This window comes from Flavobacterium sp. J49 (assembly GCF_011742145.1).
In the GTDB taxonomy this organism is placed as follows: Bacteria; Bacteroidota; Bacteroidia; order Flavobacteriales; family Flavobacteriaceae; genus Flavobacterium.
Window position 1 is genome coordinate 242,455 of sequence record NZ_JAAQQU010000104.1, and the last position, 23,518, is coordinate 265,972.

A 23,518-nucleotide genomic window follows, 5' to 3' on the forward strand; every position below is an offset into this window, starting at 1 on the left:
TTTTTAATTTGCGAATCTGCGGTAAAATTTAAAGACTATTTTTTCGGATGCGACTCATGTGTCGGTTAGAGATGCCGAGAAAGGAAGCCAAGTAATGAAGCGGAACTTCTTGTAGTAATTTAGGTTCGGTGGCCAATAGTTTTTTATACCGTTCTTCGGGAGTTAACGTCAGTAAATCGATGCGATAATCGTCAATCAACATGATTTGTTTTTCGATTAAGTTGTGGTAAAACTGTTGGAAAGCTTGATTGTTGGTCGATAAATCTTTAAAATTTTCCAAATCGATTACCCATAGTTGACAATCTACCAAAGCTTTGATGCTTTTTCGCGACGGAATTCTATTGAGGAAACTGTTTAAAGACGACGTAACCGAATTGCGCAAGGCTAAATAAGTGGTTTTTTCTTCGGCTTCGACTAAAATGGCGTGTTGCAAAATCCCGCTTTCGACATAACAGAAATAGGGACAAACTTGGTTTTCATCTACTAAAAGTTGGTTCTTTTTTAAAGTCAACACCTTGAAACGATTGGCGATTTTGGAAAGTTGTGTTTCCAAATGCATATCCGAATCATGTATAAAATGACGCAGATACTCTAAAAAAGCTGTGTTGTCGTTTGGTGTTTTCATGGGTAAAGTGAATTACAAAAATATTCTTTTTTGGGTCACATTTTTTTATTCGCTCATTAATGAATAATTTTAAACAAAAATCTTCCCATGAAAAAGGTTTCACTATTCCTCGCATTATTGTTTTGTTTTGGTGTTTTGGCTCAGGACAAAAAGGCTTATCAATTGTTTGACAAAAAAGGCAAAAAAGTAACCTATGGAAAACTGCTCAAGGCGGCCGAAAAAGCGCAAGTGGTTTTGTTTGGCGAATACCATAACAATTCGGTGGTGCATTGGTTACAATTGGAATTGACGAAAGATTTGGCTGAGAAAAAGCCGTTGGTCCTTGGTGCGGAAATGCTCGAAGCCGATAATCAAAAACAGTTGGATCAATACTTGAAAGGAGAAATCAACCAAAAGCAATTGGATACAACGGCGCGACTTTGGCCCAATTACAAAACCGATTACAAACCATTAGTTGATTTTGCGGCAGCAAATAAGTTTCCGTTTATTGCCACGAATATTCCCAGAAGGTATGCGTCTATGGTTTCCAAAAAAGGATTTGAGGTTTTAGAAACTTTGACCGCGGAAGAAAAAACCTGGATTGCGCCATTACCTATTGCTTACGACGAAAATTTGCCGGGTTATGTCAACATGATCAAAATGATGGGTGATCATGCGAGTCCGAATATGCCGAAAGCACAAGCCAGTAAAGATGCAACTATGGCACACTTTATTCTACAGCATTTAAAACCGGATGCTATTTTCGTACATTATAACGGCACTTATCATTCGGACAACTTTGAAGGAATTGGTTGGTATTTGAAAAAAGCCTCGCCAAATCTGGAAATAATCACCATTGCAACAATTGAGCAAAAAGATTTAGAAAAAATAATGCCCGAAGAGTATAATAAAGCAGACTATATTCTCGTTATAGATGAAGATGTAACAAAAACACATTAACATCGTCTTAACATAAATCAATCAAAAATCAATCAACCGAGACGCCACCAAATTGTTTGGAGCGTAGCGGAAAAAATCAAAATCCAATGAAAAAAGTTTATATTCTTTTAATCTTCCTTGTCGCTGCGATACCGTTCTTTTCGTGCAGTAGCGATAGCGCTCCCGAAGAACCGATGTTGATCATCAAGTTTCAGTTTGATGAAAATCAAATACGGTTGAATAATTTGGGACAACCTACTGCCGTTGCGCCCGGCAATGCTGCTCAATCACCTGTTTTCAACACGATTTCTTCCCATTATATTGAGCTAGCTCCGAATGCCAATACACAATTGGGTACCGGAACCATACTCTATCACGCTCCGGAAACCAATCTTGGTGGTGCAACAGCCATCGATTTTAATCAATCTAAAATTGTAGCCGAAGGAGAAACATTTTTGAAAATTCCTTTAAGTGAAGTAGCTGCCGGAAGCTATGAATGGATGCGTGTTTCCTTGTCTTATCAGAATTACCAAATTAATATTCGCCATCAGAATGTGGATTATACGGGAACTTTAGCCAGTTTTGTAGGGTTCAATACCTACATAACCGAATTTAATATTGGTAATAATATTTTTCAAGTCAATGGCAACAGAGCACAAGGTTATTGGGCCTTTGGACTGAACAACCAACCTTATTCTTCTTCCGGACAAGCGCCGGCCGGAACCACAACGGTTCCCAATCCGATTGAAGCTACTTCTCCGATTCCCAGAAACCTAAACACTTGTGTGGTAACCGGAAAATTTGCCTCGAATTTAGTAATTAACGGCAACGAAACCGATGATATCGTGATTACGCTTTCCCTTTCCATCAATAACAGTTTTGAATGGCAAGAAGTTACTGCTGACGGAAAATTTGAACCTTCCATTGGAGAAAATGTGGTTGATATGGGATTAAGAGGTTTAATTCCGAGCTATGTGCGGTAATTTTGTTTAAGTTTTTTGGCTCAAAAAAGCCATTTAAACCTTTGAAAATCAACAACTGTTAAACCCACTTTAAATTCATTATAAATTACTGCGAAAAGGTTGTAGTTAATACCAAATAGGTGTATTTTTGTCTGATTTTTTTAAACAAATTATACACAATTATGGCAAAATCTGCACTTTTAAAGTCGTCCTTGGCAAAAAAATATTGGATGGCTCTTACAGGTTTATTTTTATGCTTGTTTTTAGCAGGTCACTTAGCAGGAAATCTTCAATTAATTTTTAGCGATGCTTCAGCGTTCAATAAGTATGCGTTGTTCATGACCTCTAATCCGGCAGTAAAAATTCTTTCTTACCTAACTTACATTTCAATTCTATTCCACGCTGTTGATGGATTTTTGTTGACTTATCAAAACGTAAAAGCGCGACCAATTGGGTACGCCAAAAACAATCCTTCTAAAAACAGCAGTTTTTCTTCCAGAAACATGGCGGTTTTGGGAACATTGATTTTGGTTTTTATTGTAACGCACATGGTCAACTTTTGGGCGGTGATGCATTTTGACGAAAAAATGCCTTTGCAAACCATCACAGTAGATCAAATGGGGCAAAAGATGGATTACTACATCACTACCGACAATGGAAAATTTTTCCCGACAGATACCGCTCAGTTGCAGCAAATGGGATTAGAAATCAGAAACAAAACAGAATTTTACAATAAAATTGCCAATGTAAAAATGGGTGACGGTTACAAAGACTTGCACAAAATCACGGTAGCCTTTTTTAAAGACCCTAAAACCGGTTTGATTGCCACCATTGCCTATGTAATTGCTATGTTTGTCTTGGCTTTCCACTTACTTCACGGTTTCCAAAGTGCTTTCCAATCACTTGGTTTAAACAACCCTAAGTATACTCCGGCCATCAAAGGCTTCGGAAAAGCATTTGCCATTATAGTTCCGCTATTATTCGCTGCCATTCCGGTTTACATTCACTTTTTCCTAAAATAATCAACATCAGTATACATCATGAAGTTAGATTCTAAAATACCAGAAGGTTCTATTTCAGAGAAATGGACTAATCATAAAAATCATTTAAAACTAGTTGCTCCCAATAACCGTCCGAAAATCGATATCATCGTTGTCGGAACCGGTTTGGCCGGTGCTTCTGCTGCCGCTTCATTAGGAGAAATGGGATATAATGTAAAAGCATTTTGTTTCCAAGACTCTCCAAGAAGAGCACACTCTATTGCCGCTCAAGGTGGAATCAACGCCGCCAAAAATTACCAAAATGACGGCGACAGTACTTACCGATTATTTTACGACACCATCAAAGGTGGTGACTACAGAGCCCGTGAAGCCAACGTTCACCGTTTGGCTGAGGTTTCGGCTAATATCATTGACCAATGTGTGGCTCAAGGCGTTCCTTTTGCCCGCGATTACGGCGGAATGTTAGACAACCGTTCTTTTGGTGGAACCCAAGTGCAACGTACGTTTTATGCAGCCGGACAAACCGGACAACAATTATTACTAGGTGCATATTCTGCTTTGTCAAGACAAATTGGAATTGGTAACGTGCAAATGTTCAACCGTCACGAAATGTTAGACTTGGTAAAAGTTGACGGTAAAGCACGTGGAATCATCGCCCGTAACTTGGTTACCGGAGAATTAGAAAGACATTCGGCTCATGCTGTAATTATAGCTTCAGGTGGTTATGGAAATGTTTACTTCCTTTCAACCAATGCCATGGGAAGTAACGTTACCGCCAGTTGGAAAGTTCACAAAAGAGGCGCATTATTCGCCAATCCTTGTTTTGTGCAAATTCACCCAACTTGTATTCCGGTTCACGGGGTAAACCAATCGAAACTGACTTTGATGTCGGAATCATTGCGTAACTCCGGTAGAATTTGGGTGCCGAAGAAAAAAGAAGATGCCGAAGCGATTCGTGCCGGGAAATTAAAACCAACCCAACTTAAAGAAGAAGACAGAGATTATTTCTTAGAAAGAAGATATCCGGCTTTCGGAAACTTAGTCCCACGTGACGTTGCTTCGAGAGCGGCCAAAGAGCGTTGTGATGAAGGTTACGGAATTGAAGCCAACGACACTAACGAAGGCGTTTACTTAGATTTCTCGACCGAAATTCAAACCAAAGGTCGCCAAGCGGCTTACTCACAAGGAAACCACAATCCGTCAGCGGAAGAAGTGACCAAATTGGGGAAAAAATGGTTGGAAGAAAAATACGGGAACCTTTTCGCGATGTATGAAAAAATCACCGACGAGAATCCATACGAAACGCCAATGAAAATTTATCCGGCGGTTCACTACACTATGGGTGGTGTTTGGGTAGATTATAATTTACAATCCACTATTCCGGGTTGTTTCGTTGCCGGAGAAGCCAATTTCTCTGACCACGGAGCCAACAGATTAGGGGCTTCTGCTTTGATGCAAGGTTTGGCCGATGGTTATTTTGTATTGCCATACACGGTTTCTAACTATTTGGCCGACGAAATCAGAACCGGAAAAATTTCAACCGATTCTCCTGAATTCGCTGAAGCGGAAAACAGTGTGAAAGAAGCCATCAATAAATTCTTAAACAATAACGGAACCAAATCAGTAGACCATTTCCACAAACGTTTAGGTTTGATTATGTGGAACAAAGTAGGGATGGCCCGTAACGAAAAAGGATTGAAAGAAGCCATCGAAGAAATCGCTGCGCTAAAAGAAGAATTCTACAAAGACGTTTACGTTCCTGGAAGTTCAGACGAATTGAATCCTGAATTGGAAAAAGCACTTCGCGTAGCCGACTTTATTGATTTAGGACAATTAATGGCCATGGATGCGTTGCAACGTAAAGAATCTTGTGGTGGTCACTTCCGTGAAGAATACCAAGATGCTGAAGGAGAAACGCTTCGTGATGATGAAAACTTTGCTTTCGTAAGCGCTTGGGAATACATGGGCTACGACATCAGCAAAGAAAACCTTCACAAAGAGGAATTGAAATACGAGTTTATCAAAATAGCCGCTAGAAACTACAAATAATTACATTATGTCTGCAGCAAAAAACATCAATATAACCCTTAAAATTTGGCGTCAAAAAAACGCTAAAGCCAAAGGTCAAATAGAAACTTATAAATTAGATAATGTTTCTACTGCGAGTTCATTTTTGGAAATGTTAGACCAATTGAACGAGCAATTAATCAACGAGAAAAAAGAACCGGTAGCCTTTGACCACGATTGCCGCGAAGGCATTTGTGGGATGTGTTCTTTATACATCAACGGTCGTGCTCACGGTCCGGATACCGGCACAACGACTTGTCAGTTGCACATGCGTAAATTCAATGACGGCGATACCATTTATATTGAACCTTGGAGAAGTAAAGCTTTCCCGGTGGTAAAAGATTTAGTGGTAGATCGTAGTGCTTTTGACAGAATCCAACAAGCCGGTGGTTTCGTTTCGGTAAATACTTCCGGAAGAACCATTGACGCTAACGCAACTCCGGTGCCAAAACACGACGCTGACAGAGCTTTTGAAGCGGCTGCTTGTATCGGTTGTGGCGCTTGTGTAGCCACTTGTAAAAATGGTTCCGCTATGTTGTTCGTTGGTGCTAAAGTATCGCAATACGCTTTATTACCACAAGGGAAAGTGGAAGCTACGCAACGTGTATTAAACATGGTACGTCAAATGGACGAAGAAGGATTCGGAAACTGTACCAATACCGGTGCGTGTGAAGTAGAATGTCCGAAAGGCATCTCTTTAGAAAACATCGCCCGTATGAACAGAGAATATTTAAAAGCCAGTTTGAAGTAATTCCAACTTGTTAAAATATAGAACGCATTCATTAATTTGGATGCGTTTTTTTATGCCGTAAAATCAAATCAAGTATATTTACAGTAACAAACTATCAACTTCATTCCGAATGAAAAAAACACTCTTTTCATTATTGTTGCTTTTGATTTTTAATGCTACCTCTTCGGCACAGAAATTAAGATTAATGACTTATAATATTCGACTAGACATCGCTTCTGATGGTGAAAATGCTTGGCTAAACCGTAAAGACTATTGGGCATCTCAAGTAACATTCTACGAACCCGATATCTTTGGGATACAGGAAGCTTTACCTCATCAAGTGACTGATATTGGTACAATGCTTCCGAATTATACTTACGTTGGTATTGGCAGAGATGGTATAGGAAAAGGCGAATCATCCAATATATTTTATAAAAAAGACCGATTTAAACTATTGCAGGAAAATACCTTTTGGCTTTCCGAAACACCCGATAAAATCTCCAAGGGTTGGGATGCTGCACTCAATCGTGTTTGTACCTATGCTTTGTTCAAAGACAACCAAACCAAACAAACATTCTGGGTTTTCAACACCCATTTAGACCACATGGGCGAATTGGCAAGAACGAATTCCATTCTTTTAATCCTGTCCAAAATCAAAACACTTAACACTAAAAACTATCCTGTTTTTTTGATGGGTGATTTCAATTCTGAACCTAATGAAGAGCGAATCATCAATCTCAAAAAAGAAATGCTCGATAGTCAAGATATCGGCAAAGAAAAACCTTTTGGGCCAAGCGGTACATTTAATGGTTTCAAACACAACGAAGCCGTTACCAAGCGCATTGATTATATCTTTTTGTCCAAAGACAATCCGTTTAAAGTAGCGAAATATGCGATTCTTAGCGATTCCAAAGACCTAAAATACCCTTCAGATCATTTGCCGGTTTATATTGAACTTAAAATTTAACCAAAGCATTTTCTATCTTTGGGAATACTAACAACAAACACAATGAGACTTTCACTATCAAGCTTACTTTTACTTTTTTCGATTTCCATTTTTGGTCAAAATCTCTACCAACACGTTAATCCAATGATTGGAACCGGTGGTCACGGCCATACTTATCCCGGCGCAACAGTGCCTTTCGGAATGGTCCAATTATCTCCCGATACTCGAATTGACGGTAGTTGGGACGGTTGTTCAGGTTATCATTATGACGACAATACGATTTACGGTTTTTCACACACTCACTTAAACGGAACCGGTTGTACCGATTATGGCGATATTATGTTGATGCCAACCATGGGTGAACCAATGTTAAATACTAAAGATTACAGTTCTACTTTTTCACATGCCAATGAAAGAGCAACGGCAGGATTATATTCGGTTAAACTCGATAAACACAACATTGACGTGGCTTTGACTTCTTCTACTCGCGTTGGTTTTCACCAATATACTTTTAATAATTCGGGCAAAGCCAATATCATTTTGGATTTAAACCACCGCGATAAATTATTGCAAGGCGAAGTGCGAATCGTGAATGCCAAAACCATCGAAATTCTTAGAAGAAGCGAGGCCTGGGCGAAAGACCAATACGTTTTTGCCCGAATTGAGTTCAGCCAACCGATGCAAATCAACAAAATCAGAAATAACAATTCGGCACAAGCCACTTCAACTGACAAACTGTTTACCGGAACACAATTGGCTTTGAGTTTTTCTAAAAAAGTGAGCAAAGGCGATAAAATTTGGGTCAAAGTAGCGTTGTCGCCAACGGGTTACGAAGGCGCCAAATTGAACATGAGCGAAATTACGGGTTGGGATTTTAGTAAAGTTCAAAAAGCCGCCGAGCAACTTTGGAACCAACAATTAGCCAAAATAGAAATTACTGAAACCGATAAAGACAAACTAGCCATTTTCTACACCGCTTTATACCATACGATGGTGCAACCGAATATTGCTCAAGATATCGACGGCAAATACCGAGGTCGCGACAATAAAATTCACAAAGCGGAAGGTTTTGATTATTACTCTGTATTTTCCCTTTGGGATACTTTCCGTGGCGCGCATCCGTTGTATACTTTAATCGAAAAAAAGCGCACGGTAGATTTTATCAATACGTTTTTAAAACAATACGAACAAGGTGGAAGATTGCCCGTTTGGGAATTGGCGTCGAATGAAACGGATTGTATGATTGGTTACCACTCGGTTTCCGTGATGGCAGATGCGATGGCGAAAGGATTAACCGGTTTTGACTATGAACTGGCCTTTAAAGCTGCCAAACATTCTGCGATGTTGGATAATTTAGGGTTGGAAGCTTATAAAAGACAAGGTTTTATTTCGATGGATGACGAACACGAAAGCGTTTCCAAAACCGTGGAATATGCTTATGACGATTGGTGTATTGCCCAAATGGCGATGATTTTAAACAAAAAAGACGATTACGATTACTTTATGAAACGTTCCCAAAGCTGGAAGAATGTTTTTGATTGGAATACCGGTTTTATGCGACCAAAGAAAAACGGCGGTTGGGACAAGCCTTTTGACCCGAGAGAAGTCAATAACAACTTCACCGAAGGCAACTCGTGGCATTATTCTTTTTTCGTGCCGCAAGACATTCCGGGGATGATTGAAGCATACGGCGGAGCCGAAAAATTTGAAGCCAAACTCGACGAAATGTTCAACAGCGAAAGCAAAACTACCGGTAGAGAACAAGTGGATGTAACCGGTTTGATTGGTCAATATGCGCACGGTAACGAACCCAGTCATCACATGACTTATTTGTACAATTACATTGGGAAACCCGAGAAAACGGCCAAAAGAATCAATTATATTTTAAATGAGTTCTACAAAAATACTCCTGATGGTTTGATTGGCAATGAAGATTGTGGTCAAATGAGCGCTTGGTATGTGTTGAGTTCGATGGGGATTTATGCGGTTACGCCGGGGAAAGCAGAATGGCAAGAAACAAAGCCTCTTTTCAAATCCGTTAAAATCAATTTTGAAGACGGAACATCACAGTTGTTAAATGAAAACTCAAACAAATCAAGATTAGGCATAGCCATGACAAAAGACAATTGGATAAAACCAATAAATAGTCCAAATATTGTTGCAGTTCCTGTAATTGTTGCAGATGGCAAGGCTTTTAAAGATAAGCTTTTGGTGAAATTCGATTCATTTGATAAGGCTACTGAATATTTTTATAGTGTTAATGGGAAACCTTTTCAACGTTTCAATAATGAATTGACACTAACAGAAACTGCTCAAGTAAAATTCTATTCCAATAACGGCTATGGAAAGATAAGCGATACTATTTCATCCTCATTCTTCAAAAAACCCAACAATTATACTATCGAGCTCAAATCGACTTACAACCCACAATACCATGCCGGTGGCGCTGAAGGTTTGTTGGATGGCATCAACGGAACCACCAATTGGCGCAAAGGCGATTGGCAAGGCTACCAAACACAAGATTTTGAAGCGATTATCGATATGCAGAAAGAACAAACCATAACAGCGTTTCACAGTACTTTTCTGCAAGACCAACGTTCTTGGATTTTGATGCCGACCAAAGTGGAATACTATATTTCTTCGGACAATATCAATTTCACTTTAGCCGGAACAGTTGACAACGATATTGACCCAAAAACAGATGAAAACGAAATAAAAGATTTCAATTTAATAACTTCAAAAACACTTAAAGCCAGATATGTTAAAGTGAAAGCCTATAATTACGGGAAACTACCGGAATGGCATTTAGGTTATCCATACAATGGCGATGCATTTATTTTTATTGATGAAATAACCATAAAATAATCCGTTTAACCTGCCTGTCGGCAGACAGGTCTGTGGCTAAAATATAAACCATGAAATTAAAAATCGCCCTAATCCAATCGTCATTAACTTGGGAAAACCCAACCGAAAACCGCAGTCATTTGGCACAAAAAATTACCGGTTTTATGGAAGAAGTTGATTTGATTGTGCTTCCTGAAATGTTTTCTTCCGGTTTTACGATGAGTCCGAAAACCATTGCCGAAACGATGCAAGGCGAAACGATTTCTTGGCTCCAACATTTGGCGAAAGCCAAAAACTGTGCAATCACAGGAAGTTTAGTAATAGCAGAAAACGGTAATTTTTACAATCGATTGGTGTTTGTTTTTCCGAATGGCGACATCCAAACTTACGACAAAAGACATTTGTTTACTTTGGCAGGAGAAGACAAAGTGTATACCGCCGGAACCGAAAAAATACTCATCGACTACAAAGGATTCAAGATTTGTCCGCTGATTTGTTATGATTTGCGCTTTCCGGTTTTTGCCCGAAATGTGGAAAATTATGATTTGCTTATTTATGTAGCCAATTGGCCCAAACCACGCATTAACGCTTGGGATATTTTGCTCAAAGCACGTGCGGTCGAAAACATGAGTTATGTGATTGGTGTTAATAGAATTGGTACTGACAATAACGGTTTAGAATACGTAGGTCATTCGCAAGCCGTTGACTTTTTAGGGAATTATTTATTGGAACCACAAGAAACCGATAGTGTTTTTATAGTGGAGTTGGACCAAGAAAAACAATTGGAAACTAGACGAAAATTGGCTTTTTTGGAGGATAAAGATGAATTTAAAATAGTTTAAACACAAAAGACACAAAGAAAAAGACACAAAGGCCTTTATGTCTTTTGAAAATCTTTTTCCCTTTTTGTGGTTGAGAAAAACTATCCACCAAGATTAAACGGTTGTTCCACATCCCAATTGGCGCGCACATCAATTTCTTTGGGAAAATAAATGACTTCTTCGGTTTGGCGTTTTTCCAGATAGCTTCCGGTGTCCCAAACCTTGTTTTTGTTGTCGTCATAAATAATTCTCAAGGTATATTTGGCCGGTTCTATGGCGTCAAAGTTAACGGTGGCCGTTTCCGTATATTCGGAATACTTGACCTTCCCGTCTTTATCTGTGAGTTCAACAATTAGCGGAAACTTTTTGACGTTTTCCAGAATGACTCTTAAATTCCCGTAATCCGAAAGATTCTTGGTGTTTATCCTATACGTCAAGGTATCGTTTTGCTTGTCATAGAAATCGGTTAAAGCACCGGGCATGGCTTCAATGGTGTACCTTTCCAAAGGTTCTTTTTTGAAATCTATGTAGAGTTTTTGATTGAAATCATCGTATTCGGTTGTGAAATTGACCGCCACAGAATCTTTATTGGTGACGCTTATCTTTGATTTGTCAAATTTCACTAAAGGGATTGTACTGCTAAGCGAAAATCGTTCACGTAATGGTAAATTCCCTGTGAAAGTTGGGCTTATACTCAGGGTATCTGCTTTGGCTGCGTTTATTTTTACGGTAAAATCTTCTTTAAAATTGTCTTTTTCAACACTTAGCTGAAGCGAATCGACTTTTATGGGTTTGAACCAAATTTGCAGTGAATCCTTTTTGGGCATTTGGGTAACCAAAGTTGGAATGATTTCGGAACCCTTTTTGAGTGTTACTTTGGCATTTTTAGGCTGACCTTCATAACCCATTAACAATCTGCTTTTGGCCGCTAGTGAAGGTTTAAGTGCTTTAAACGGTAGGATTTCTTTAAATAATTCGACTTCAAAAATCGTGTCATTCGGAATGGTGATGTACTGTTTTTGGAATCCTATTTTGTCTGATTTTGGGTTGTATTTGTTATTTCCGTTGTCTTTCAAGGCGACCAAAAGATATTTTCCGGCTTTTAAGTTTTCCAATTTAACCACTTCCAAACTGTCCAAGGTGTTGGTAATGTATCTCGGTGTTTCTTTATAAATCGTGGAATCGTTAAATTGCTCGTTAATTTCATACAACATTACCGAAACAAAGTTGTCTGTTTTTTTCTCCAAAGCATCTTTTATCCTAACATTCAACGCCAAGGAATCGATATAACTTCCGGTAGAAAAAATGTATTTGAATTGCGAATACGGATTGCCTTCGTTGTTGTCTTCTATGCTTTGGCCAAAATTAAAACTGTAAGTGGTATTGGGCTGTAAAGTATCTTTTATTTTAATTGTGAGTGTTTTACTGGCGGTATAAGGCAAAATCTCCGGCTGGTATTTCAACGGCGGGGAAATAATCAGTTGTTTGTTGGCATTTTTCAGCTTTACATATTCATCAAAAACCAACTTGATTTCTTTTCCGGTAAAATTGGTTGAAAAATTTTTCGGCAAACTCGATTTTAAAACCGGTGCGAGTGTGTCTTTGTCACCACCGGTTATTGAACCTCGTTTGGCACAACCAATGGTTAAAAGCAATAACAGTAAAGAAAAATATTTGAAGTTATATTTTGGCATAAAGCATTTTTTCAAAGCACAAAATAACAATTATATTTAGTGTGAATGAAATGTTTTAGCCGAAACTTAACAAATTGAATAGTATTGCTAACTAATCATATTTATTTTCCTTTGAAATTAATTTGACAGCACTATAATATACATGCCGGAAAGAACGGCAATTACAGATAAAGGATAAACTATCGTCTTAATTACTGAGAAGTTTCTTTTTTTGATGTTAGTAATGTCTTTTACAGGAACTTGTTTTTCCTCAAATTTTTCATTCACCAGTATCGTGCTGTCTTTGATACCATGGAAAACCACTTTAGCGTATTTATGATTCCGTTCAATCTTGTAGGTTTTGCCTACTTCCATCTTTGACGGATCATTGTCCATTGCTTTATAACTGAAACAACTTTGTAACGAAACAAGCATAGCGAGTAATAAAAAGATTTTTTTCATAAACACTGTATTTAAAGGTTAATCTGACACGAATATAAGAAAATATATCTATTTCTTACAATTTATATAAATTAACTATGTGCCATAGCCATACAAACGATACTGATTTTGGCATTGGGGATTTTGAGCAGTTCGCGGCTGCAAGCTTCAAGGGTTGAACCGGTTGTCATTACATCATCTATGAGCAAAAAATGTTTGTCGTGGTGGTTTTCGGAAAAATTAACGTCAAATATGGTTTTGTTGATATCAGCTCTGCCCAAAAGCGACTTTTTGGTTTGGGTTTTGGTATACAATTTTCGTTGCAAAACATTTTCCTCATAAGGAATGTTTAAATTTTGTGCCAATGATTTACCGAAAGTCGTCACCTGATTGTAACCGCGTTCGCGAAACCTTCTTTTGTGCAACGGAACCGGAATGATGTAATCGATATTTTTCATCTGTTCCAAATCTTTTAATTCTGACGCATACCAATCGCCGACGATTGTCCCGATTTCTTGATTGCCTTTGTATTTGAGTTGGTGCATCATTTCCTGAACAATCCCTTTTTTGTGGAAATAAAACAAGGCGGCGCCAAACTCGAGCGGAATTCTACCATAGAGCTTTTGGAAGATTTCGTTCTCTTCTATTTTGTGGTGATTGGTGAGCGGAATTTCGTGTCGGCACTGGGTACAAATCACCTTTTCGTCGCTTAACAAAATAGCGTGACAACCCGCGCACGACTTTGGAAAAAATAAATTGACCAAGTGATTCCACATAAAAAAGTAATTTTCTTACATAAAATTATAAAAATTTTCTATTCTAATTGATTTTTAAGCCTTTTTTTATCATCGCTTTTTATATTTTTGCAGCATTATGGCAAAACAAGAAGATTTATTTAAGAATGTAGTTTCGCATGCAAAAGAGTACGGATTTATTTTTCCGTCAAGCGAAATATATGATGGTTTGAGCGCAGTGTATGATTATGCTCAAAACGGAGTCGAATTAAAAAAGAACATTAGAGAATATTGGTGGAAAGCCATGGTGCAAATGCATGAAAACATTGTCGGTTTAGACGCCGCGATTTTGATGCATCCGACCACTTGGAAAGCTTCGGGTCACGTTGATGCGTTCAACGATCCGTTGATTGACAACAAGGATTCTAAAAAAAGATACAGAGCCGATGTTTTAATTGAGGATTATGCCGAAAAATTAAACCTGAAAGCCAAAAAAGAAATTGAAAAAGCCCGCGAGCGTTTTGGAGCTTCTTTTGACGAAGAACAATACAAAACGACCAATCCGCGAGTGATGGAATACTTGGCCAAAGAGCGTGAAATTCTCGAAAGAATGGGTCGTTCGCTTGGTGCCGGAGATTTAGAAGATGTAAAAGCCTTAATCGAAGAGTTAGAAATCGCCGATCCGGAAACCGGTTCCAGAAACTGGACGGATGTGAAGCAATTCAACTTGATGTTTGGCACCAAACTAGGCGCTTCTGCAGAAAATGCTATGGATTTGTACTTGCGTCCGGAAACGGCTCAAGGTATTTTTGTGAATTTCCTAAACGTTCAAAAAACCGGAAGAATGAAAATTCCTTTTGGAATTGCCCAAACCGGAAAAGCGTTCCGTAATGAAATTGTAGCGCGTCAGTTTATTTTCCGTATGCGTGAATTTGAACAAATGGAAATGCAGTTTTTTGTAAAACCGGGTGAAGAGATGAAATGGTACGAGTATTGGAAAACGACTCGTTTGAACTGGCATTTATCCTTAGGGTTAGGCGCAGTAAATTACCGTTTCCACGACCACGAAAAATTAGCACACTACGCGAATGCGGCTGCGGATATCGAATTTAATTTCCCTTTTGGTTTCAAAGAATTAGAAGGAATTCACTCGAGAACCGATTTCGATTTGAAAGCACACGAACAATATTCGGGTAAAAAACTACAGTATTTTGACAACGAAACCAATTCAAACTACGTGCCTTATGTAGTAGAAACTTCGGTTGGTTTGGACAGAATGTTCTTGGCGGTTTTTGCAACAGCATTAAAAGAAGAAACGTTAGAAGATGGTTCAACCCGTACTGTTTTGCGTTTGCCAAGTGTTTTAGCGCCTACTAAAGCAGCGGTTTTACCTTTAGTAAAAAAAGACGGTTTGCCGGAAGTAGCCCAAAAAATCATCGAAGATTTGAAATGGGATTTCAACGTGGCTTATGACGAAAAAGATGCGGTTGGTCGTCGTTACAGAAGACAAGATGCGTTGGGAACGCCTTTCTGTATCACGGTGGATCACCAAACATTGGAAGACGAAACGGTTACAATTCGCCATAGAGATTCGATGGCGCAAGACCGCGTTAAAATATCCGAATTGAGAAACATCATCGGCAACGAAGTTTCGATGAGAAACTGGCTGATGAAAATGTAACACCATAAATTCTCATTTCCGCGAAGGCGGAAGAAAATCCCAAATTCCGATACGAGTTTGGGATTTTTTATTTTTTGTAAGTATTCTTCTTGGTTTAAATGCACATATTAACAGATTCGGTGATTCTGTCAACAATTTGAAAAACTCACAAATCGATGGTATAATTTCGTTACAACGAAAATCGGCACGTTTGGTCGTTTTTATTTTTGTGTTTAATTTTTAATACTAATATTTAGTTTAACAAAATAGTTTCCCCAAAACTACCCGTTAATTTAATCAGAAAATGCTGTCCCTAAATCAACGGATAAGCGTTAATGAGTCATACTTACATAATAATTGATGACAATCAAGACGATGTCACGAAAACTCAGGTAATTGCTGAGCGCTTTCGTAACTTGTCTTTCGTCGCATCGGCCAATAGTTATGACGAAGGGGTGAATCTAATCTTGGAACACCAACCTCATCTTGTTTTTCTCGAAATCGATCCTTCAGATAAAAAGAGCAATCTTGCTTTATCGTTGATTAATGAATTGTATCGTTATTTGAGTGTAGTTCCCAAAATTATCATTACAACTTCCAAAAAAGATTTGGCTTATGAAGCCTTGAAATATGAAGTCGTTGATTATTTGTTGAAACCTTTAGACATTAATGATTTCAGAAAAGCGATACTGAAATTTGACCGCGCTATAAAGTCTGATTTACCACACATGGAAGTCAAAAATCCGGCAGCGACTTTTGAAGTACTGGACGAAACCCTGACCGAAGAAATAGAAACGGCTGAACACGATGTTGAAGTAAAAGCCATGCCGGTAGCCGTAGAAAATCAAGTTATCCTTCAGAAACAACAATCGTTAGTAATTTGTATAAAATCTTATGGCGATTACCGCTATATTGACTCCAATGATGTGCTTTATTTTGAAGCCGACAACAACTCTACCGATATTCATTTGAACAATGGCGAAATGATTACGGCATTCAAAACTTTAAAGCATTTTGAAACAGTTTTGCCGCAAACACAATTCTTGCGCATCCACAACAGCTACATCATTAATGTCGACCAAGTATCGAGGATTCACACCGGAAATACGGTTTGTTACATTAAAAACTCAACTACTAAATTACCGTTCTCCAAATCTTATAAGGAAAATGTTGATTTAATTATCAACCGCATTGCAGGCGGAAATTATTTGGAGATATAGAAGAAAAATAATACATTTACTAAAATTTAAGTATGGAAGTAACTGTATTAATAATTGATGATCATCCTCCCATTATTGAAGGCTATAAGTCGATATTGTCTTACAATCCCTATGGATATACTCTAAATATACAAACAGCTTTCAATTGTGAGTCTGCTTATCAATTGATTTCAACCACCAGAAATTCATTTGATGTGGTGATGGTCGATTACACCATGCCACCCTATCCGGGGAAAAAAATTCATTGTGGTGCTGATTTGGTTCCTGTAATCAGAAAGTATTTACCAGAGTCCAAAATAATGATGCTTACCTCTCATTCCTCTTCGCTTTTATTGCTCAAATTAATAACGGAATGCGACCCGGAAGGCTTGTTGGTCAAAAGTGATTTTTTAGCAGATGAATTTTTGGTAGCTTTTGATACTATTGTCAGAGGCGAAAACTACTTCAGCAGTACCATTCAAAGTTTGAAGAAAGAATTGGCAGAAAAGGTCGAGGTTTTGGACAGCTACAACCGACAAATCATAACACTTTTATCCGAAGGCATAAAAACCAAAAACTTACCCGATCATTTACATCTCTCCAAAAGTGCAATTGACAAACGTAAAGTCTTTATCAAAGAATTTTTTAATGTAGAAAAAGGCACTGATGAAGACATTTTAAGAGAAGCCAGAAAGCAAGGCTTGATTTAAATCCTCAACTTCCCTATCCAATTTTAGAAAATGTACACTTTTAGTGTAACAAAAAGTCATTACTAGCTTTTAATTTTACCTCGATAAAAAATTCAGTTGTTTATTGGTAAAGAAACAAGACTTACCATCTTGAGTATGAAGCCGGATGAAAGTGGTATTTTATTTGGTGGAAAATTAATTGAAATTTTGTTCTGTTTATTTTGGGTTAGTTATTAAACAGGAGTAAGCAAAACGAACCACAAACAGCCTATGCTTTGATGTTTTGGACGACTTAAAGCTGGGCTGTTTTATTTAACCCATTAACGAAAGCATGAAAAAATTATCCCGGTTTCTGATTGTTGTATTGGTTCCCTTTTTTGCTATTTCACAAAGTAGAGACAAACAAGAATCTACCTTTTTGAAAATCAAATCGGGAGAAGACATTATCACGTATGAATTTCATTCTATTCAGGATTTTGAGGAGAATTCGGAGAAAATATTTGATGAAATTCCAACCGAGAATCTTTCCAACAAAAAAGAAAAACATCCAAACTTAACCATAGAAATTTCTATTACAATCACTTCAACAGATGAATCACGTACCATATCCGGTTCTGTCACTGGATCTTCACAAACAATCATAACTGCTATAAAAAAATTGCGAAAGCAATTGATAATTATTGCATCAGAATAGCCATTGTTGAATATTAAACCGAAAAAATACGATTTTTACTTAAATTGGCTTCATGAATAAAGGATTTGGATTTTTATTATTGTTACTTATAATTCTCTGCGGGTGTAACCCTAAGGCAGCTGACAACAACAGTTTGCCTACGAACGATTCGATTCAAAAATACTTGGCCTTAGCGGGAAATGATACCATTGAACTTGAGGATAGAGCCAAATACAATGACAAGGCTTTAAGCTTTTTGGATTTGGAGAAAAATGATAGTTTGACTAGGGAGTATTTGAACGAAATTTCTAGAAATCAATTAAACACTAATCAAACTACTAAATTCGAAACCATATCTAAAATAAATTTTAAGAAAAGTGAAATAGCTAAAGATACTCTCCGGATAGCTAAATATTATGAAAACAAAGGCCAATATTTTAAAAAATTATATGTCTATGATTCTGCAATATATTATTATTTAAAAGCGGAACAACTATATTTAAAAATTAAAGATAAAAATAATCTAGCTTTTGTTTATAATAAAAAAGCTTTGGTTCAGCTCTATTTAGATGATTATTTAGGAGCTGAATTATCAGCAAAAAAATCATATAACTATTTAAAAAAAACAAAACATCATTATAAAATTGTACTCTGTTTATTAATCTTAGGCAATTCCTATCATAGTATGAAAGAGTATGAAAAAGCAATTTTAACTTTTCAAGAAGCTCTTTATATAATTAAAAAGCATAATGTTTATAATCGTAAGAATAACTTTTCTGCAGGCACATGCTTAAACAACATTGGCAATGCTTTAAGGGAACAGAGAAAGTTTGATGAAGCTATTTACTACTTTAAAAAAGCTTTGAAGGAAAAGAACATAAAGCATGATGACTCTGAATTATATGGGTATCTACTAAACAATCTTGGTTATTGTTATTTAAAAACAAACAAAAACGTAAACTTGTCCTTTATATTTGAAGAGGCCAAAAAAATATTTGATGACTTAGGAATAAAAAATGAGAGTGCAGTAAGTGATATTTATTTATCTGAATATTTCATTAAAAAAGGAGATACGGCAAAAGCTAATGCTCATGCTGAATCAGCTTTGAGGTTGTCAAAAGAGGCTAATGCTCCCTATTATTTTCTAACCGCTCTAAGCCATGCGGGTAGTATCAACCCAAAAAAAGCTCCAATCTACATCAAAGAATACCATCGAATAAATGACAGTATTCTTTTTGCTGAGAGACAGGCCAGAAATCAATATTATAAAATCCAATTGGAAACCGATGAAATAATCCAACAAAAACAAACCGCTTTGAAACAGAAAGCTGTTGTTATTGCGGTTGCCACAGCAATTCTGATTATTGCCATCCTAATTTTCATCATCGCTCGACAAAGATTAAAACAAAAAGAACTTCGCTTAAAAGAAACCGAACAAAAAGCCAATGAAGACATTTACCAGTTGATGTTAGCGCAAAAAATTAAAGAAGAAGAAGTTAGGCAGCAAGAAAAAAAACGCATCGGTATAGAATTACACGACGGCATAATGAATAAATTGGCCAGTACCCGGCTCAATCTTTCCATATTGTCAATCAGTCGCGATGACAACACCATTCAGAACTGTTTGAATCATATCCATGATATCCAAAATATTGAGAAAGAAATCAGGAATGTTGCTCATGACTTAAACCAGAAAACCATTTACAGTTCAGATAGCTTTGAAAGGTTATTAAAAGATTTGATAGAGGACCAAAACAGAACCAATTCTACAAACTTCTTCCTGGAAATCAATCGAGACATCAATTGGAATAATATCTCCGACAGCAAAAAAATGAATTTATATCGCATAGTACAAGAAGCTTGTTATAACATTAGCAAATATGCAATGGCAAAAAATGCCACAATCAACTTTTTGATAGACCGAAAAAATATTTGCCTTTTAATTACCGACGATGGTATTGGATTTAATTCTGCCGATAGTAAAAAGGGGATCGGCATAAAAAATATGAAACATCGAGTAAAGATGATGAAAGGAAAATTTAGCCTTTCATCAAAACCCAACTACGGAACTAAAATCAATATCTCTATCCCTTCAAAAGAAATTTAAAATAATCTTATTTTTCAAAGATTGTTTGCCTCCAAAAAGAAGCTTCCTGTCTTCATCAAAACAATTGTATTATTTATTGCTTTTGTGTTAACCTCAAACTAAGAGGTTTTCAACAATCTTATATAATTATCCGAAATTTTAGCAAAACCACCAAAATCATCCACCAAGATTTGACCATCATTCACTCACAAACGAGGTCATTCTACCATAAACACCTTTATTTATAGGGATTCACAGAGACATCCTTTTTAGTTTTACATCGTGAAAGTGTGAAAGCCCTCAAATCATTAAAAGCTCACGCTCATTAAAACGAAACAAAAACATTAACAATAAAAAGTCTCAAATTATGAAAAAATTAGCAACAACTTTCGGACTATTAGCTTTGATGCTAGTAGTTACTTCTTTTACTACACCTGTGGAATCTGGTGGAAAGCAAGATCCAAGACCAACTATGTTAACCTATGAAACTGGTGGAAAGCAAGATCCAAGACCAACTATGTTAACCTATGAAACTGGTGGAAAGCAAGATCCGACTCCGACTATGTTGACTTTTGAAACTGGTGGAAAACAAGATCCAAGACCTTCAATGTAAAATAAACATACAGACAACATTTAAAACTATCGCATAAGCGATAGTTTTTTTTTGATATAATTTGTAGTTTTGGAGAAACTAACTAATACTTGAAAACAAAACTTTTCTTTTTAATCATTTTAATTTCATTATTTTCTTGTTCAAAAAAGGATGAGAAAGAGAGTACTAATTTAAAAAATGAAAGAAATGATAGTGTTGAAAAAATTTTAAATCTTTCAAAAAGCAAACCTTCTTTTTTTGAGAAAAAAAAATTAATAGACAAGGCTTATGAAATAGTTAGCAATGGAGATAATTCTTTGCAATCAAGAAATTACTTGTCAAAGATTATTTTTGAATACTATTATATAAATGACCTAGAAAGTGTTAACAACACTTCAAAATATTTATTAAAACTTTCAAAAAAGACAAACGACTCAATTAATTTAGGGGTTGCATATAGAAGTAAAGCATTTTATTTTAAAAGTAAAAATGTTTTAGATAGTTCTTTTTACTATTATTTTAAATCCGAAAAACTTTATCAAAATCTAAATGACCGTCTCAATCTTGCTAATGTATTACTAAACAAAGGAATGGTACAATACAAGGGAGGCAACAATTTAGGTGCTGAATTATCCTTAACTAGAGCTCAAAATTTATTTAATGAGTTAAATGAACAACAAAAGTTATTTGAAACATTAATAGTCTTAGGAAATGTTTCAGAAGAACTAAAGGAATTTGACAAATCATTAATTTACTACACTAAAGCTCTAGAAAAAGCAAAAGAATTAGAAAAAGAATCTAAAACACATCGTGAGGCAATCTGTTATAACAATATTGGGTTTGTTTATGAAAAACTTAACGATTATAACAAGGCCATTCAGAATTTTAATTTAGGATTGAAAGACATAGGAATTAGAAAGGATCTTCCCGATTTGTATGCTAACTTGCTTGACAATCTAGCATATTCAAAATTAAAAACAAATAAAACGGAAGGTCTTCCACAAATGTTTTATACTTCTTTAAAAATAAGAGATAGTCTAAATTCAATATCTAATATTATAGTAAGTAATATACATTTATCTCAATACTATGCTTCAATTGGAAACATAAAAACCGCTGAAAAATACGCAAAGAATGCTTTAAAGATTTCAAGAACTTCAAAAACACCTATAGACATTCTATTATCACTTCAGCAAGCATCAGATGTTGACATCTCAAACGCATCAAATTACAATAAAGAATATGTAAAACTCAGCGATAGCCTTCAAGTTATTGAAAGGAAATCTAAGGATCGTTTTGCTAGTATTGAACTCGAAACCGAAGAAATCAAACAAGAGAACCAAGGCCTCGCCGAAAAAAACCGTAACTTACTCTACATCTTTGTTGTTTCTTTTATTTTGGTCGTGTTACTCTTTGTAGTAAGAGCACAACGCGCCAGAACTCGAGAGTTACTATACAAACAAGCCCAGCAAAAAGCCAATGAAGATATTTACAATCTGATGATGTCGCAACAGGCTATTATTGACGAAAGCCGTAGTAAAGAAAAGAAACGTTTGGCACAAGATTTACATGACGGAGTTTTGGGCAGAATGTTTGGTTTGCGATTAAATCTGGACAGTTTAAATTCAAGTACCGAAGCAGAAGCCGTTCAAAAGCGTTTCGAATTGCTAAACGAACTGAAAACCATTGAGCAAGACATTCGTGAAATATCACATGACTTAAATAGAGAAAAACAAGTTTTAATTAATAACTTTGTTTCCATCGTTCATAATTTATTAGAAGAACAAAAAACATCCTTTGAAGCCAATGTAACTTACACCATAGATGAAAATGTTGTTTGGGACAAAATAGGAAACGCCATCAAAATCAACATGTACCGTATCCTTCAGGAAGGTTTGCAAAACATTAATAAATATGCCAATGCCAACAACATTTTTGTTGAAATCAAAGGCGATAAAGAAAATGTATATTTGAAAATTCAGGATGACGGAATTGGTTTTGATGTCAACAGAAAAAGCAAAGGAATCGGAATGCAAAATATGATTTCCAGAACACACGATTGCAAAGGAATCATCGATATCTATTCTAAAAAAGACAACGGAACTAAAATAGTAATAACCATACCAATAGAAACCAAACCAATAATTGTAGAACAAGAATGAAAAGCCCTATCCAAATTTTAATCGTTGATGACCATCCGTTCATTATTGAAGCCTACAAAAATGCTATTAACAAATACAGTCAAAACGGCTACGAATTTGTGGTAACACAGGCCAATAATTGCAAAACCGGCTACGAAAACATTGTAAACCAATCGAGACATTTTGACATTGCCTTTTTTGACATCAGCATGCCCGAATATGCCGAAAAAGGAATTTACTCAGGAGAAGATTTGGCCATGTTGATGAAAACCGAAATGCCTCAATGCAAAATCATACTTTTGACCATGCATACCGAGCTTTTGAAGATTAATAACATCATCAAAAATATCAACCCAAGCGGTCTGATTATCAAAAATGATTTGACCTTCGACGAATTGCTTTTTGCCTTTGACAAAATCATCAACGACGAAAGTTACTATAGCCAAACCGTTATTAAATTAGTGGGTCAAGCCCAATACAACAATATTGAATTGGATGTTTTCGACAAACAAATCCTATTTCATCTGTCAAAAGGAGTAAAAACCAAAGATTTGCCAACCTATATTCCTCTTTCCTTAAGCGCTATAGAGAAAAGAAAATTAAATATCAGAGAAATACTCGAAGTGGCCGGAGGAACAGACGTTGATTTAATCAGAGAAGCCAAGAATAAAGGTGTCATTTAACGATATTACGGGAAACCGTAACAAATATGCGGG

General features: G+C 36.6%; 20 protein-coding genes. 16 read left to right on the top strand and 4 right to left on the bottom strand.

Annotated features, from left to right (window positions below; genetic code table 11):
* Positions 1-28 precede the first annotated feature (28 nt).
* Complete coding sequence (locus HA632_RS07570) at positions 29-625, bottom strand: Crp/Fnr family transcriptional regulator (RefSeq protein WP_176306587.1); 597 nt, start codon at positions 623-625, stop codon at positions 29-31.
* A gap of 87 nt (positions 626-712) precedes the next feature.
* Between HA632_RS07570 and HA632_RS07575 the strand changes: the two genes are divergently transcribed.
* From HA632_RS07575 to HA632_RS07610, 8 genes are all read left to right on the top strand, one after another.
* Complete coding sequence (locus tag HA632_RS07575) at positions 713-1,564, top strand: ChaN family lipoprotein (RefSeq protein WP_176306588.1); 852 nt, start codon at positions 713-715, stop codon at positions 1,562-1,564.
* Positions 1,565-1,650: 86 nt separating this feature from the next.
* Entirely contained in the window at positions 1,651-2,526 is an 876-nt protein-coding gene (locus tag HA632_RS07580) for a hypothetical protein (RefSeq protein ID WP_176306589.1), read from the top strand.
* A 161-nt stretch (positions 2,527-2,687) separates the two neighbouring features.
* Positions 2,688-3,527: a succinate dehydrogenase cytochrome b subunit gene (locus HA632_RS07585; protein WP_176306590.1), complete on the top strand. Its 840-nt coding sequence runs from the start codon at positions 2,688-2,690 to the stop codon at positions 3,525-3,527.
* An 18-nt stretch (positions 3,528-3,545) separates the two neighbouring features.
* Complete coding sequence (locus HA632_RS07590) at positions 3,546-5,555, top strand: fumarate reductase/succinate dehydrogenase flavoprotein subunit (RefSeq protein WP_176306591.1); 2,010 nt, start codon at positions 3,546-3,548, stop codon at positions 5,553-5,555.
* A gap of 7 nt (positions 5,556-5,562) precedes the next feature.
* The gene (locus HA632_RS07595) at positions 5,563-6,324 is read left to right on the top strand and encodes a succinate dehydrogenase/fumarate reductase iron-sulfur subunit (RefSeq protein WP_171221385.1); all 762 of its coding nucleotides are present in this window, start codon (positions 5,563-5,565) and stop codon (positions 6,322-6,324) included.
* Positions 6,325-6,433: 109 nt separating this feature from the next.
* Positions 6,434-7,270, top strand: a complete 837-nt coding sequence (locus HA632_RS07600; RefSeq protein WP_176306592.1) for an endonuclease/exonuclease/phosphatase family protein — start codon at positions 6,434-6,436, stop codon at positions 7,268-7,270.
* A gap of 42 nt (positions 7,271-7,312) precedes the next feature.
* Positions 7,313-10,114, top strand: a complete 2,802-nt coding sequence (locus HA632_RS07605) for a GH92 family glycosyl hydrolase (RefSeq protein ID WP_176306593.1) — start codon at positions 7,313-7,315, stop codon at positions 10,112-10,114.
* Between the two features lie 50 nt (positions 10,115-10,164).
* Positions 10,165-10,935: a nitrilase family protein gene (locus HA632_RS07610; protein WP_176306594.1), complete on the top strand. Its 771-nt coding sequence runs from the start codon at positions 10,165-10,167 to the stop codon at positions 10,933-10,935.
* A gap of 80 nt (positions 10,936-11,015) precedes the next feature.
* Here the strand turns inward: HA632_RS07610 and HA632_RS07615 are convergent, their stop codons facing one another.
* The 3 genes from HA632_RS07615 to HA632_RS07625 form a co-directional block, all read right to left on the bottom strand.
* Positions 11,016-12,608, bottom strand: a complete 1,593-nt coding sequence (locus HA632_RS07615; RefSeq protein ID WP_176306595.1) for an Ig-like domain-containing protein — start codon at positions 12,606-12,608, stop codon at positions 11,016-11,018.
* Positions 12,609-12,725: 117 nt separating this feature from the next.
* The gene (locus HA632_RS07620; RefSeq protein WP_176306596.1) at positions 12,726-13,049 is read right to left on the bottom strand and encodes a hypothetical protein; all 324 of its coding nucleotides are present in this window, start codon (positions 13,047-13,049) and stop codon (positions 12,726-12,728) included.
* Between the two features lie 71 nt (positions 13,050-13,120).
* Positions 13,121-13,804, bottom strand: coding sequence for a ComF family protein (locus tag HA632_RS07625; RefSeq protein ID WP_176306597.1), 684 nt, complete (start codon positions 13,802-13,804; stop codon positions 13,121-13,123).
* 97 nt (positions 13,805-13,901) lie between these two features.
* Here HA632_RS07625 and HA632_RS07630 point away from each other — a divergent pair, with 97 nt between their 5' ends.
* From HA632_RS07630 to HA632_RS07665, 8 genes are all read left to right on the top strand, one after another.
* Positions 13,902-15,443, top strand: a complete 1,542-nt coding sequence (locus HA632_RS07630) for a glycine--tRNA ligase (protein ID WP_176306598.1) — start codon at positions 13,902-13,904, stop codon at positions 15,441-15,443.
* A gap of 314 nt (positions 15,444-15,757) precedes the next feature.
* The gene (locus HA632_RS07635) at positions 15,758-16,642 is read left to right on the top strand and encodes a LytTR family DNA-binding domain-containing protein (RefSeq protein ID WP_176306599.1); all 885 of its coding nucleotides are present in this window, start codon (positions 15,758-15,760) and stop codon (positions 16,640-16,642) included.
* A gap of 32 nt (positions 16,643-16,674) precedes the next feature.
* Entirely contained in the window at positions 16,675-17,331 is a 657-nt protein-coding gene (locus HA632_RS07640) for a response regulator (RefSeq protein WP_176306600.1), read from the top strand.
* A 310-nt stretch (positions 17,332-17,641) separates the two neighbouring features.
* The gene (locus tag HA632_RS07645) at positions 17,642-18,004 is read left to right on the top strand and encodes a hypothetical protein (protein ID WP_176306601.1); all 363 of its coding nucleotides are present in this window, start codon (positions 17,642-17,644) and stop codon (positions 18,002-18,004) included.
* 52 nt (positions 18,005-18,056) lie between these two features.
* Positions 18,057-20,090 (top strand): tetratricopeptide repeat protein, encoded by a 2,034-nt coding sequence (locus HA632_RS07650; protein WP_176306602.1) that lies wholly within the window; start codon positions 18,057-18,059, stop codon positions 20,088-20,090.
* A 346-nt stretch (positions 20,091-20,436) separates the two neighbouring features.
* Positions 20,437-20,682, top strand: a complete 246-nt coding sequence (locus HA632_RS07655; RefSeq protein WP_176306603.1) for a hypothetical protein — start codon at positions 20,437-20,439, stop codon at positions 20,680-20,682.
* 89 nt (positions 20,683-20,771) lie between these two features.
* Positions 20,772-22,823 (top strand): tetratricopeptide repeat-containing sensor histidine kinase, encoded by a 2,052-nt coding sequence (locus HA632_RS07660; RefSeq protein ID WP_176306604.1) that lies wholly within the window; start codon positions 20,772-20,774, stop codon positions 22,821-22,823.
* On the top strand, positions 22,820-23,485 hold the full coding sequence (locus HA632_RS07665) for a response regulator (RefSeq protein ID WP_176306605.1): 666 nt from the start codon (positions 22,820-22,822) through the stop codon (positions 23,483-23,485). Before HA632_RS07660 ends, HA632_RS07665 begins: the two co-directional genes overlap by 4 nt.
* Positions 23,486-23,518: the final 33 nt, after the last annotated feature.

Coding starts and splice junctions, on each gene's coding strand:
- HA632_RS07620 (WP_176306596.1), bottom strand. CDS start 13,049: ATGAAAAAAATCTTTTTATTACTCGCTATGCTTGTTTCGTTACAAAGT.
- HA632_RS07640 (WP_176306600.1), top strand. CDS start 16,675: ATGGAAGTAACTGTATTAATAATTGATGATCATCCTCCCATTATTGAA.
- HA632_RS07595 (WP_171221385.1), top strand. CDS start 5,563: ATGTCTGCAGCAAAAAACATCAATATAACCCTTAAAATTTGGCGTCAA.
- HA632_RS07570 (WP_176306587.1), bottom strand. CDS start 625: ATGAAAACACCAAACGACAACACAGCTTTTTTAGAGTATCTGCGTCAT.
- HA632_RS07610 (WP_176306594.1), top strand. CDS start 10,165: ATGAAATTAAAAATCGCCCTAATCCAATCGTCATTAACTTGGGAAAAC.
- HA632_RS07600 (WP_176306592.1), top strand. CDS start 6,434: ATGAAAAAAACACTCTTTTCATTATTGTTGCTTTTGATTTTTAATGCT.
- HA632_RS07605 (WP_176306593.1), top strand. CDS start 7,313: ATGAGACTTTCACTATCAAGCTTACTTTTACTTTTTTCGATTTCCATT.
- HA632_RS07655 (WP_176306603.1), top strand. CDS start 20,437: ATGAAAAAATTAGCAACAACTTTCGGACTATTAGCTTTGATGCTAGTA.
- HA632_RS07580 (WP_176306589.1), top strand. CDS start 1,651: ATGAAAAAAGTTTATATTCTTTTAATCTTCCTTGTCGCTGCGATACCG.
- HA632_RS07585 (WP_176306590.1), top strand. CDS start 2,688: ATGGCAAAATCTGCACTTTTAAAGTCGTCCTTGGCAAAAAAATATTGG.
- HA632_RS07615 (WP_176306595.1), bottom strand. CDS start 12,608: ATGCCAAAATATAACTTCAAATATTTTTCTTTACTGTTATTGCTTTTA.
- HA632_RS07650 (WP_176306602.1), top strand. CDS start 18,057: ATGAATAAAGGATTTGGATTTTTATTATTGTTACTTATAATTCTCTGC.
- HA632_RS07665 (WP_176306605.1), top strand. CDS start 22,820: ATGAAAAGCCCTATCCAAATTTTAATCGTTGATGACCATCCGTTCATT.
- HA632_RS07590 (WP_176306591.1), top strand. CDS start 3,546: ATGAAGTTAGATTCTAAAATACCAGAAGGTTCTATTTCAGAGAAATGG.
- HA632_RS07645 (WP_176306601.1), top strand. CDS start 17,642: ATGAAAAAATTATCCCGGTTTCTGATTGTTGTATTGGTTCCCTTTTTT.
- HA632_RS07630 (WP_176306598.1), top strand. CDS start 13,902: ATGGCAAAACAAGAAGATTTATTTAAGAATGTAGTTTCGCATGCAAAA.
- HA632_RS07635 (WP_176306599.1), top strand. CDS start 15,758: ATGAGTCATACTTACATAATAATTGATGACAATCAAGACGATGTCACG.
- HA632_RS07575 (WP_176306588.1), top strand. CDS start 713: ATGAAAAAGGTTTCACTATTCCTCGCATTATTGTTTTGTTTTGGTGTT.
- HA632_RS07625 (WP_176306597.1), bottom strand. CDS start 13,804: ATGTGGAATCACTTGGTCAATTTATTTTTTCCAAAGTCGTGCGCGGGT.